The sequence below is a fragment of the Natrinema soli genome (assembly GCF_028618695.1).
The window spans coordinates 1-13065 of sequence record NZ_JAQIVI010000035.1 but is presented as its reverse complement, the minus strand read 5'-3'; the positions used below and the strand labels follow the sequence as shown (position 1 = coordinate 13065).

The 13065-nt window shown below is 62.0% G+C and carries 11 protein-coding genes and 1 pseudogene; all 12 read left to right on the top strand.

Annotated elements, in window-relative coordinates; genetic code table 11:
• The coding region (locus PGX04_RS02740) for a phosphopantothenoylcysteine decarboxylase domain-containing protein (protein WP_273737111.1) at window positions 1–397 on the top strand (397 nt) is incomplete at its 5' end.
• A 115-nt stretch (window positions 398–512) separates the two neighbouring features.
• Window positions 513–1175 carry a DUF7344 domain-containing protein gene (locus PGX04_RS02735; protein ID WP_377042255.1) on the top strand — a complete coding sequence of 221 codons (663 nt, stop codon included), beginning with the start codon at window positions 513–515 and terminating at the stop codon, window positions 1173–1175.
• A gap of 141 nt (window positions 1176–1316) precedes the next feature.
• Window positions 1317–1886 (top strand): hypoxanthine/guanine phosphoribosyltransferase, encoded by a 570-nt coding sequence (gene hpt / locus PGX04_RS02730; protein WP_273737110.1) that lies wholly within the window; start codon window positions 1317–1319, stop codon window positions 1884–1886.
• Between the two features lie 402 nt (window positions 1887–2288).
• On the top strand, window positions 2289–4058 hold the full coding sequence (locus PGX04_RS02725) for an ABC transporter substrate-binding protein (protein WP_273737112.1): 1770 nt from the start codon (window positions 2289–2291) through the stop codon (window positions 4056–4058).
• Between the two features lie 140 nt (window positions 4059–4198).
• Entirely contained in the window at window positions 4199–5227 is a 1029-nt protein-coding gene (locus PGX04_RS02720; RefSeq protein WP_273737109.1) for an ABC transporter permease, read from the top strand.
• Window positions 5224–6954, top strand: coding sequence for an ABC transporter permease (locus PGX04_RS02715; RefSeq protein WP_273737108.1), 1731 nt, complete (start codon window positions 5224–5226; stop codon window positions 6952–6954). Before PGX04_RS02720 ends, PGX04_RS02715 begins: the two co-directional genes overlap by 4 nt.
• Window positions 6954–8291 (top strand): ABC transporter ATP-binding protein, encoded by a 1338-nt coding sequence (locus PGX04_RS02710; protein WP_273737107.1) that lies wholly within the window; start codon window positions 6954–6956, stop codon window positions 8289–8291. Before PGX04_RS02715 ends, PGX04_RS02710 begins: the two co-directional genes overlap by 1 nt.
• Window positions 8288–9640 carry an ABC transporter ATP-binding protein gene (locus PGX04_RS02705; protein WP_273737106.1) on the top strand — a complete coding sequence of 451 codons (1353 nt, stop codon included), beginning with the start codon at window positions 8288–8290 and terminating at the stop codon, window positions 9638–9640. Before PGX04_RS02710 ends, PGX04_RS02705 begins: the two co-directional genes overlap by 4 nt.
• A 2-nt stretch (window positions 9641–9642) precedes the next feature.
• On the top strand, window positions 9643–10086 hold the full coding sequence (locus PGX04_RS02700; protein ID WP_273737105.1) for a DUF7555 family protein: 444 nt from the start codon (window positions 9643–9645) through the stop codon (window positions 10084–10086).
• A 53-nt stretch (window positions 10087–10139) separates the two neighbouring features.
• Window positions 10140–10661, top strand: a complete 522-nt coding sequence (locus PGX04_RS02695; protein ID WP_273737104.1) for a DUF7529 family protein — start codon at window positions 10140–10142, stop codon at window positions 10659–10661.
• 388 nt (window positions 10662–11049) lie between these two features.
• Window positions 11050–12726, top strand: a complete 1677-nt coding sequence (locus PGX04_RS02690; RefSeq protein ID WP_273737103.1) for an ABC transporter substrate-binding protein — start codon at window positions 11050–11052, stop codon at window positions 12724–12726.
• Window positions 12727–12748: 22 nt separating this feature from the next.
• A pseudogene (locus PGX04_RS02685) lies at window positions 12749–13065 on the top strand (ABC transporter permease); the annotation flags it as partial.

Genomic DNA, 13065 nt, shown 5'->3' with positions numbered 1-13065 from the left:
CGCGCTCGTCTCGGCCGCCGCGATCGGCGACTACGCCGTCGAGGGGAGCGACGAGAAGATCCGCTCGGGTCAGGAGCTCGCGCTCGAGTTCGAGCCCACGCCGAAGCTCATCGACGAGATTCGCGCCGACTACCCCGACCTGCCGATCGTCGGCTTCAAGACCGAGACCTCCGGCGACGACGAGGCGATGATCGAGCAGGCCAGAAAGACCCTCGAGCGGGCCGATCTCGCGTTCGTCGTCGCCAACGACGCGAGCGTGATGGGCTCGGAGACGACGAGCGCGTTGCTCGTCCACGCGAGCGACGTCGCGCGCTACGAGGGGACGAAAGCCGGGCTGGGCGGCGAGATCGCCGATTCGATCGCGGCGGTGCTCGGAGCGAGGACGGCGACGGACTGAGCGTTCAGCGCGCCCGTCAGGAGAGTTATATGGGTGGGGTTCATGCGACCGAACTAATGGGTATTCGACTTGGTTTGAACGCGATCGAACTACCGGAGCCGTCCGGCACCCCGAGGTGACCAACGTGGCGCAACGACAGCGAACCGACGACGCCCCCGACACCGACGACGCCGACACCCCTGATACCGACGGCGATGACATCCCCGTCGACGATCACGACGCGCCCGACGAGCCCCTCTCCAAAGGCGAGATCTTCGAAGTGCTGCGGAATCAGCGACGTCGCTATATCCTGCAGTACCTCAAACAGGACGATCGGCCCGTCGAACTCGGCAATCTAGCCCAGCAGATCGCCGCCTGGGAGTACGACACGACCCTCGAGGGCGTCACCCCCGAGCAGCGAAAGCGGGTCTATACAACGCTTCAGCAAACCCACCTTCCGAAGATGGACGCGGCTGATATCCTTTACTTCGACGCCGACCGAGGCATCATCGAGGGGACCGAGCGAACCCGGGATATCAGTGTCTACCTCGAGATCGTCCCCGGTCGGGAGTTCGCGTGGCGTGAACTGTACCTCTCGCTGGGCGCGATCAGCTGTGCGCTGGTCGCCGCGCTGTGGCTGGGGATCTATCCGCTGACGCATCTCTCGGAGCTGACCTGGACGGCCGCCATCGCGGGGACGTTCACGCTCACCGCGGTCGTACACATCTACCACGAGCGAAACATGCGTCTCGGTCACGGCGACCAGCCACCGGAGCTGAGCTACAGCGCGGACGAGTAACGGGTCCCCGAACGTTCCGGCGGCCCTGCACGGAACGAGTTTCTACGGCCCTGCACGGGACGATACTTCCCGCGTGAGGATATCCCGCGGCTCACTCGCTCGGATCGTCAACTTTTACTCCGCGACGGTTCGACCCACAGCATGGATCAGCTGAAGCAGTCCCTCCTCGAGGCCCCGATCATCGAGAAGAATGGCTATCACTATTTCGTTCACCCAATCAGCGACGGGCTCCCGAAACTCGATCCGGGGCTACTCCGCGAAATCGTCATCCGAATCATCCGGAAAGCCGAACTCGAGGAGGTCGATCGGATCGTCACCCCCGCGGCGATGGGCATTCACATCTCCACCGCCGTCTCGCTGATGACCGATATCCCGCTGACCGTCATCCGCAAGCGCAAGTACGGCCTCGACGACGAGGTCGCGATCTCCCAGAAGACCGGCTACTCGGAAAACGAGATGTACATCAACGACGTCCGCGAGGGCGAGCGCGTCCTGGTTCTCGACGACGTCCTCTCGACGGGCGGCACGCTCGCGTCGGTGCTCACGGCGCTCGATGAGATCGGCGCGGAGGTCGTCGACACGGTCGCCGTGATCAAGAAGGTCGGCGGCGAGAACAAGGTCGACGACGCCGGCTACGACGTCAAGACGCTGATCAACGTCGACGTCGTCGACGGCGAAGTCGTCATCGTCGACGAGGACGGCGACAACTGACTTCGGTCCGGTCCGATCGATCTCGAGACCTGACTCGAAAATCGAGATTTCGGTATTGCGAGCGCCGTCGTCTCCCGACACGTACGCGTCGAGAACGCTCGTGACGTGACTTCGTACTCGGGGGCACACTTACGCTGGTTTTTGTATCACTGTCTGTCCGACAACCGCGGCCGCGATGGGGTGGCCGTGTTCCACTTGTCACGACAGCACCCCGTTCTGATAGGTGAGTAACATATACGCCAATCAGATATGATGTATTTTGTACAGAGAAGTAAGAAAATATGCAATAAACTGTAATTCTGGACAAGTCAGTTGGCGACACATTTATAACATAAGTCTTGTTACTGGTTGTCTATGTCCGATATTCAGGATGGACAGAATGTAGATCGATCACGACGGAAAATGCTTGCTCTCCTCGGTGGAAGCGCATCGGTCGGACTCGCCGGCTGTTCGGCCCTCCTCAGCGGGGACGACGAAGAGGAAAGTGATTTCGAGACGAGTGAACACGCAGACAAAGCACAGGCCGCCTGGGAGCGCATCGCCGATAATCCCGGCCCCGATGCGGAGGACATTCGCACCGAGGCGTATATCGAAATCGAGGAGGCCGTTCGGGACGACATGGTCTTGCTCCCTACCCACCACAGCAAGGGCGAGTTCTTCTGGTACGACAACGTTGACCTCCCGCGGATCGGTTCCCTCGGCCGCCACCACCTAAAGCACAACCGGACGGAAGTTGCGGGGGATTCAGAACTGAACCTGATCAGCGCCACCTTCGACGAATTAGACCCGATTATGTCGACGGACACCGCGTCCGCCGAGGTCATCGCGCAACTTTACGACACGCTGACCAACTATCCGGCCGGCGTCGCCGAAGTCGAGAATCAGCTGATCGAGTCGTTTGAGACGTCCGACGACGGACTGACGTGGACCTTCACGCTCAAAGACGGCGTCCAGTTCCACGACGGGCGGGAGCTGACGGCGAACGACGTCAAGTACTCGTTCCGTCGGCTCGCCGAATCCGAGTTCAGCGAACGGGCGAACTTCGTCACCGGCTCGACGGGCGGTCTGGGTATCGAACACGAGACGACCGACGATGGCGGTGTCGCCCCCAACTCGCTGGCGATCAACGTTGTCGACGACCTCACGTTCGAGATCACCCTTCGAGAACCGAACCCGGCCGTACTGGACGTCCTCACGTACAACGGTTTCTCGATCGTCCCGGAAGGACTCGTCGGCGACATCGAGGGCTACGACGGTGAGGTCACCCACGACGAGTTCCGGACCGAGATGGCCAACGGGACCGGTCCCTTCGAGTTTGACGAGTTCAACTCCGGCGAAAGTGTACGGCTCGTTCGCAACGACAATTTCTACGGGACCGTTGCGAGCGTCGAGTCCATCCACTGGGAGATCAACGAGAATCCCGAGTCGAAGTTCACCTATGCGATGGAGAAAAACGCCGACTTCTTCGAGATTCCGACCTCGCACTACGATCCGGATCTCATTGACGCCGAGACCGACGACCGCGGACGGGAGTTCGGTACGTACGGGGAATTCGAGAACGGCGAGACCACCAACTACATCGCGGTCCCCGAACTCGGGACGTACTATTTCGCGTTCAACGTCACTAACGTTCCCGCACCCGTTCGAAAGGCGGTCGCGTACGTCGCAAACCACGAGGAGTTCGTCAACGACATTCTTCAGAACCGCGGCTTCGAGGCATTTAGCTTCACGCCACCGTCGATGTGGCCGACCGGACAGGACGGCTACGAGGACTGGGTCGACGAGTGGCCCTATGGAGTCAACGAAACCGACCGCGACAGTGCGAGGGACGTTCTCGAGGAAGGCGGCTTCACCGAAGATGATCCGTTCGAGATGGAGATAACCGTCTACGAGACGAGTCCGGCGTTCCAGGACATGGCTGACCTGATCCGACAGAAGCTCTCCGGTATCGGTGTCAAGGCCAACCCTCAGTCGACGCAGTTCTCGACGCTTCAGGATCGCGGTGAGGACGGCAATCTCGAGATGTTCTCGCTCGGGTGGATCTGGAGTTGGCCAGACGTCTCGTACGGCCACTTCGGTTTCGAGCCCAAGAACACCGATACCTCGAAAATGCCGAATGAAGCGAACGGCTACTACCTCGACTGGCAGGCCAACTTGGAAGACGAGAACTGACGGCTGCGCCACCGTTACTGTCGGTTCCCGTTCCCCAAGACGCGAAAGCAAAATATTCAGAGACATATGAAAACAGCTGACTATTAGACGACTATGGTGGATTGGTTACAAAACACTCTCCGAAGTATGCGTGATGTGTCATGAGTCGGTGGAGATACTTCTTCAAACGACTCCTGCTTTCGGTTCCGGTCCTCTTCTCCGTAATGACGTTTATCTTCGTCCTGCTACGAATGGGACCGGTCGATCCCGTCGCCGCGAGGCTCGGTCCCGAAGCGTCGGGAGCCGAAGCCGAGCGAATGCGTGAACGACTCGGACTCAACGACCCGCTCTGGGAGCAGTACCTGGACTTCGTCTGGGACTTCCTGACACTCGATTTGGGAAAGTCGTGGGTCATCTACGGCGACATGGACGTCGTCGAGATCATCTCGTTCGCGGGTCCGCCGACGCTCTGGCTCGGCTTCTGGGCGATCCTGCTCCCGTTGTTTGTCGGCATTCCGCTGGGGTTCTACGCCGGCCTGCATCCCAACAGCGGTGGCGACTACGTCGCGTCCGTGAGCGGGATCCTCTGGCAGGCCATGCCGAACTTCTGGCTGAGTATTATCCTCCTTGCCATCCTCCGCCAGAGCAAAGACGGCGGATGGCTCGGGTTCGACTGGTACACGTTCGGCCCGGATATCAGGAGTATCACGGGGACGCCCGATCTGGCGTTCGTCACGGCTAACGGTATGGACTGGGGCGCACTCGCCGGCGACATCAAACTGATCCTCCCGCCCGCGCTGGTCCTCGGGTCGGCCTCGATGGCGGCCGAACTCCGTATCGGGCGGACGGCCGTCCTCGAGACGATCAACTCGAACTACGTCGAGACGGCCAAAGCGAAGGGGCTTCCCAACCGCATCATCATCTGGAAACACGTCTTCCGAAACGCGCTGATCCCGCTGGTTCCGGTCATCACGAACGAGGCGTTTCTGCTGATCGGCGGCTCGGTCATCGTCGAGTCGATCTTCAACATCAACGGGCTCGGCCGGATCTTCTTCCAGGCGACGGTACAGGGTGATCTGCCGCTCGCGGGCGCACTGCTGTTCATCTTCACGGTGATAATCATCTTCCTGAACGTTCTGCAGGACCTCCTGTACACGATAATCGATCCGCGAGTGGGGTACGAACGATGAGTTTGAACGAGTCATTCGAGACGAACGATCCCGCAGACGAAGAGACATCGCTCCGCGAACGTATCGCCGCGAACCCCCGTCCGGCACGGGTCTGGCTGATCGGCACCGCCCTGCTGCTCGCACTCGAGTTCGGCCGATATATGGGCTGGGTCCGCGGGCTCGTGGGAGGGATCAAATACGTCATCGACATGGTGGCGCTGATCCCGAGCTGGATCGGGGATTCGGTCGGCGAAGCGACCGTTCCACTGATCGGCTACCTCGCGACCGACGCCGTCTCACTGACGATCCTGTTCGGCGTCTCCGTGCTCCTCACGAGGGCCGCTCCGTGGACCGCTGCGGACCGGTTCGATTTCGGCATGAGTCGGCGCCTCGTACGCTTCCTCGAGCGAGTCGTTCTGGCCGTCGTCCTCGCCGGACTCGCGGTGTTGCTTGCGTTCACGCCGGTCGGCGGACTCGTCAACGGCACGATCGACGGCGTATTTAACACGCTCTCGTCGATCCCGACGCTCACCAGTCACGAGGTTATCTCGAACCAGGGTCACAGGACGCCCGACGGCGGCTGGGACGGGACGTTCCTCGGCCTGTCGCCGGCGGTGGCCTGGGGCATTCGGGTGGTGTTCGTCTACGGATACGCACTCGCCGTGATCGCCTGGGCCTGGAAGGGATACAACGTCTTCCGAGATCACTACCGGCAGGCCGACTGGACGCCGCGTGACGACACGCTCCGTCGATTTCGAAACCACTACTGGGGACTGTTCGGGCTGATCGTCGTGCTCATGTTCTTCGTCACGGCCCTCTGGGCGCCGGCCGTCAGTCCGGTGACGGCCGAGCAGAACATCAAATCGCCCTACGAGTACGAAATCGAGTATCTCGACGACGGTGAGGTCACGACGATCACGCCGGGTCGAGCGAATCTCAACACTCAGTCGAACAGACAGAACACCATCGGACCGGGGAGTTACGACGAGTACGACCGCTGGGCACCGCTCGGGACGACATCGGGCGGTGAGGACCTGCTCACGCACATCGCCTACGGAGCACAGACGTCGCTGGTCATCGGACTACTCGCCATCGGTCTCGGCGGTCTTATCGCGGTCACGATGTCGCTGGTGACGGCGTACTACAAGGGGCTCGTCGACATCCTGACTGTGATCACGAGCGATACGATCATCTCGATTCCGGCGTTCCTGCTCGTCATGATGATATCGGTCATCTTCCAAGACGGGAACCACCCGCTTGCGGAACCGCTCAACGGCGGGGTCCTTCTGGGACTGATCTTCGCGTTCGTCTACTGGCCGGGGATGTGGCGGACGATCCGCGGCCCGTCGTTACAGGTCGCAGAGGAGGAGTGGGTCGACGCCGCGCGGAGCTACGGACAGACGCCCGCGAACACGATGCGGAAACACATGGCCCCGTACATCGCGGGATACATAATGATATACGGCTCGCTGCTGCTCGGCGGGATCATCATCTCGACGGCCGCGCTGTCGTTCCTCGGGCTGGGGATCAGCACGCCGACGCCCGAGTGGGGACGGCTCGTCAGTGACGGCAGATCGTTCGTCTCGACGTCGTCGTGGCACGTCGCAACTATCCCCGGACTGGTTATCGTCCTCGTGGTCACCGCGTTCAACGCGCTGGGTGACGGCCTCCGCGACGCGATCGACCCGGAGGCCGATACCGGCGGGACCGACGACACCGGTACTGCGGCCGCCGGAGGTGGTGGGTGATGTCGACCGATCCCACCGCCGAACCGATTCTCGACGTTCGGAACCTCCAGACGACGTTCTTCACCGAGAAGGAGACGATCAGGGCCGTCGACGGCGTCTCGTTCGACATTCGTCCGGGCGAGACGGTCGGGGTCGTCGGAGAGAGTGGCTCCGGAAAGAGCGTCACCGCCCGATCGGTCATGGGACTCGTCGATTCTCCCGGACGGACCCTTCAGGGCAGTAGTCTCCGCTTCACCCACCTCGAGACGGTCCGCGATTACACCTCGAAGTTCCCCGAGAGAACCGTCGAGATCGACGCGCTCAGGGCCGACTACGATCCGGTCGATCTGTTCGAGCGAGACGCGATCGATATCTCACCGACGGCGTTCGGGTACGAACGCGCCGCGTCCGTGCCGCTCGAGGACGTTCTCGCGGCCGGATACGGCGAAGAACTCGGCCTCGTTGACGATGACCCCTCGGTGCTCGTCACGAAGGGGAGTGCCGACTCTCCGGCGGACATCACCGACGGGTTCGTCGAACTCACTCACCTCAGTGGGAAAGCGCAGCGACTCATGCGAGGCGGCCGAATCGCGATGGTGTTTCAGGATCCGTTAACGAGCCTCAACCCCGTCTACACGGTCGGCAACCAGATCAAGGAAGCGCTCAGGTTACATCAGGGACTGCGAGGCGAGGCAGCGACTCGGGAAGCGGCCGAGTTGCTCGAGGCCGTCGGGATCCCCGACGCGCGCCGTCGCGTCGGCGAGTATCCCCACCAGTTCTCCGGCGGGATGCAACAGCGAGCCGTCATCGCGATGGCGCTGGCCTGCGAACCGGAGGTGCTGATCTGTGACGAACCGACGACGGCACTCGACGTGACGATCCAGGCCCAGATCCTCGACCTGCTCGCGGAGCTTCAGGAGGAACGGGATCTCGCGATGATGTTCATCACGCACGATATGGGCGTCATCGCGGAGGTCGCGGATCGAGTGAACGTCATGTACGCCGGCGAGGTCATCGAAACGGCCGACGTGAACACACTGTTTGCGGATCCGAGCCATCCCTACACCCGAGGGCTGTTGCAATCGATCCCGGGACGACAGCCCGAAGACCGGCTCCAGACGATCGAAGGGAACGTCCCGACGCCGAACGAGCCGGCGACCTCCTGTCGGTTCGCGCCACGATGTCCGAAGGCGTTCGACGAGTGTGACGCGGTTCATCCCGTATCGGTTCCGGTCGACGACGATGGAGACGATCACACCGCGGCCTGTCTGCTCTCACCCGAACACCTGTCGACCGACGAAGCGATCGCCCAGCATCGGCGACGAAACGCGAAACGGAACGGAGGCGATACCGAATGAGTCAAGAAGTGAGCCAGAAGCAGACACCGGCCGAGACCGACGTATCGACCGAGACCGACAGGGACGTGATGATCGACGTTCGAGACCTGCGAACCTACTACGACGACGGCGGTCTGTTCGGCGGAACGCCGGTCAAGGCCGTCGACGGCGTCACGTTCGATATCCGCCGCGGCGAGACGCTCGGTCTCGTCGGTGAGTCCGGCTGTGGCAAGACGACGCTCGGGCGAACGCTCCTCCAGCTCGAGGACGCGACCGCCGGCGAGGTCCGATTCGACGGCGTGGACATCACGTCTCTCGCCGGCGACGAACTCCACGAGTGGCGACGGAACGCACAGATCGTGTTCCAGGATCCCGAATCGAGCCTCAACGACCGAATGACGATCGGTGAAATCGTCCGCGAACCGCTGGACGTACACGATTGGGAAACGTCCCGGGCGCGACAACAGCGAGTCAAGAAACTGCTCGATACCGTCGGTCTCCAGCGCGAACACTACTATCGCTACCCCCACCAGTTCTCCGGCGGCCAGCGTCAGCGGATCAGTATCGCCCGCACTCTGGCGCTCGAGCCGGATTTCGTCGTCCTCGACGAACCGGTCTCGGCGCTCGACGTCTCCGTTCAGGCCGAGATCATCAATCTACTCGAGGACCTCCAGGACGAGTTCGGGCTGACGTACCTGTTCATCGCTCACGACCTCTCCGTCGTCCGGCACATCTGCGACCGAGTCGCGGTAATGTATCTCGGGAACGTCATGGAAATCGGACCGACAGAGGAGCTGTTTACCGATCCGGCGAACCCGTATACGCACTCACTCCTGTCCGCGATTCCGGAGCCTAACCCGACCGTCGACCGGGATCGAATCACGCTCCACGGGACACCGCCCAATCCCCGATATCCGCCCTCCGGGTGTCCGTTCAGTACGCGCTGTCCGGCGCGCATTCGTCCGGAAGCGTATCAGGACCTCGACGACGAACTCTGGACGGGGCTCAACACGCTTCGAGACCTCCTCAACGAGCGTAAACGCGCGGACAGATCGGTCCGCGACCGACTCCGCGCGATAGTCGGAAGCGACACGCGCTTCGGGACCGTCGAGGAGACGTACGACGAACTGTTCGGCGATCTTGAGGTTCCCTCACACGTTCAGTCGGTGCTGGACGAGATTGCGACTCACGTTCGCGCACACGACGAGAGCGAGGCGCTCACCGTGTTCGACGAGGAGTTCGGCAGCGTCTGTGACGGCGAACCGCCGACGTATCACGCGACGAATGGCGGTGGCCACGAGAGTTACTGCCATCGACATACCGACGACTACCAGGACGTAGACGCCGTCCTCGAGAACCGCCACGGGTGACGATGGCACCGAACGACTCGCCGGACGACCGACTACGGGTATTCGTTCGCGTTTGGACGGACGCGCTCGCGTACGGCCTCACTATGGCCGTACTCACTGGTATCGGTGCGCTTACACTCGGGATCGCGACCGGCGGTGGACTCGTCCGCGCGAAAGTGCTGTTGTTCGCCATCGGCTGGGTGCTTCTGGCCTACGCGGTAGTGCGGCTGTGGCCGACCACCCCCGATGACGTGGGAACCCCACCGGACGGTCAGTACGGGGAATCGTTGCCGGAGACCCACGATTTGACGCGGTTTCAGGCCTTCGTCCGGACGCTTCCACCCGTTCGATGGGTTCGAGCGCCGCCGCCCGAAAAACGGGTGACGGTCCCTGGAAAACTGCTGTTCGGCGGCCTCCTGATACTGCTGCTGTCGTTTCTCATGGAAGCGGTCTTCGGAGTCGGCTGAATACGTGTCCATCGCCGGAAAGAGTTAACAAACTCCTCCGATGACAGGGAGATATGCACGACGAGATCGACGCTCCCGATTCCAACTCTATCCGACGACGGGATTCCCAGGGCGTCCAGACGGAAGCCTGGAAACGGACGCTCGAGGAGACGGACGAGATCGCTGAGCAGCGTCGCAACGACGGCTGGGAGGTCGTCACCGTCATGACCGCACACACCGACACCGTGAGCCGCGGTATGGGCGACGATGAGACGTTCGGACTCGTTCACGTCCTTCCGAATAACTACGTCGACGAGTTTACCGCCGCCTTCGACGGTGACGAGTTTACCGAGTATCTGGCGTACGGGACCGAGGTCGACGGGTTCATGTTCGTCGTGACGGAGTTCATCGATCCGGAGACCGAACGGTCGATCTTGCTCCCCAGTCGGTACGACATGGCACTCGCCGACGGAATGGTCTCGTCCGCGGCGGACGCGGGCGTGCTGTACACGCACGTGAAGACGATTGACGGAACGATTCTCGGCACGTTCGAACACGAGGAGTTCGCCCCGCTCGTCTCCAAACCGAACGAATAACAGCCGTTGCAACGATTCACCTCGCACCTTCCGCGGGGTATCGCTCCGATTACGGACGACCGGTGTTCCGAATGCGCCCGTTCGACGGCTGACTCGCATGGTGTGATCGCGCCAGCACGTGTGATCCCTGGCGAACACAGCACTCTACTCGCCGATTCAGTCGCAGTCGTTAAGCCGGTCGCCACCGCTGTACGATGTGAAGACGCTCGACGTAATCGACGAGACTGTCGCGTGAAATGTATCCGAACGACCGATATATTCATGAAGAGAGGACAACAATATCAAGGGAGTCGAGAAACGGCAAAGATCGGCCGCCGGAAGCGGTGTCGGGATCGAACGCATACGCGCAGCACAAGGAATATATCACCCCGATTTGAACGTTTTGGACATGGCAGGAGATAGTGTCGGGCCGGGTGAACGCGGTCGTCTGCGACGGCGTTCACTGCTGAAGCGTGCGGGGGCGGCCGGGGTCACGGGACTCGCGGGCTGTGTCAGACCCAACAGTGTCACGGCCGACGGCCCGGCCGAGGAGCTGATACAGGAGGGGTTCGAGGCGGCAGACGTCGAGCCGCCGTTCGAAACCACGATCGCTATTACTCAGGACGAGGAACGGAACAAGTTCGCACAGCTTCTCCGGAGCGAACTCAACGGGACCGGCTTTTTCGATATCTCGATCACCTCCCAGGACTTCGGCTCCCACGTCGATATGATGTTCGCCGCGGCCGAACAGAACGAAAACGCCATGTTCGTCTCGAGCTGGACCGGCGGCTGGGATCCGAGCAACTATGTCGACATGCTCTTTCACTCGGACGATCATACGCCGGACGGGTCCAACGTCGGCCACTACACCAATGAGACCGTCGACGAGTACATCGACGCCGGTCTCACCGAAACCGATCACGAAGATCGCGTCGAGATCTATCGGAATCTCCAGGAGGAATTGGTCGCCGACTCGCCGGCGTCGTTCGTTCGCTTCCGCGAAGCGACCCACGTCTGGGACGACGACGTCGTCGGTGGCTGGCAGACGTATCCGCTTCGGCCGGGGACGTACTACGCGATATACGCGCCCTGGGCCGGCGTCTACACCGAGCTCGAGGAGGGGGACGAGTTCGTCGGCGACCTCGGGAGCGACGTCACGAACTACGATCCCGTCACGATAACCGGGACCGTCTCCAGTCAGGCGACGGCGCTGCTCTACGAGCAACTCGTCGGCGTCGACTTCGACGGTGAGATTCAGCCGATGCTCGCCACCGACTGGGAGCGAATCGATGACGAGCAAACCGACGACGAGCAAGTCGCCGGGATGACCTATCGATTCTCCCTCCGCGAGGACGTCCGCTTTCACAACGGCGAGCGACTCACCGCGGCCCACGTCAAAGGCTCGCTCGAGCGCTACGAGGGAACGCCGCGAGAGAACGACGTCTACGACTGGTACGAGAGCAGCGACGCTATCGACGACGAGACGATCGAGATCAGTTGCTCGCGGGAGTACGGCCCCTTCGAGACCGCGCTGTTCAACGTATCGATCGTTCCGATGGCGGTGATCGACGGCGAACACGACCTCGAGTCGGCGCCTGTCGGAACCGGCCCCTATCGGCTCGTCGAGCACGAGAGCGACGGCCACTGGCGAATGGAGCGGTTCGACGATCACTGGTTCCAGGGGAGCAAAGCGGTCCCCGAGACGGCACCGATCGAAACCGTCACGCTCGAGATTATCACCGAGAAGTCGTCCCGGCAGGGCGCACTCGAGGCCGGGAACATCCACTTCAGTTACGGCGTGCCGTCGGCGAGCATCGCCGACTTCGAGAGCGACACGGCCTACGGCGTCGGTCGCCACGTCGGCGGCGGCTTCGATATGGTAATCTACCCCACCTACCACGCGCCGTTTTCCGAGCGGTCGGTCCGTCGCGGCTGTAACATGTTGATTCCGCGCGAACAAATCCTCGAGAACGTCTACCGCGGCATCGGCCAACTGGCGTACACGCCGATCTCACCGTTGCTCGAGGAGTACGCGAGCGAGTCGTTTCAGGAGACGATCGCCGACGAGTACGTTCGTCCGAACTAACGTTCACACTCTACTCCCACCAATGACGCTCGGCCGATACGTCTGGACGCGGTTGTTGGTCACCGCGCCGGTCCTCTTCGGCGTCACCGCGCTGACCTTTTCCTTCGTCCACCTGTTACCGGGCGACGCGGTCGACGCGATCATCGGTTTTCAGGACGTCAGCCCGGCGGTCGAGGCGTCGATCCGGGCCGAGTACCACCTCGACCAGCCGGTCTGGAAACAGTACGTGCTGTGGCTTCGGGACGCGGCAACCCTCGAGTTCGGCGAGTCGCCGATCACCGGTCGCGACGTCTCGGCGACGATCGGTCGGCGACTCCCGGCGACGCTCGCGCTCGGCGG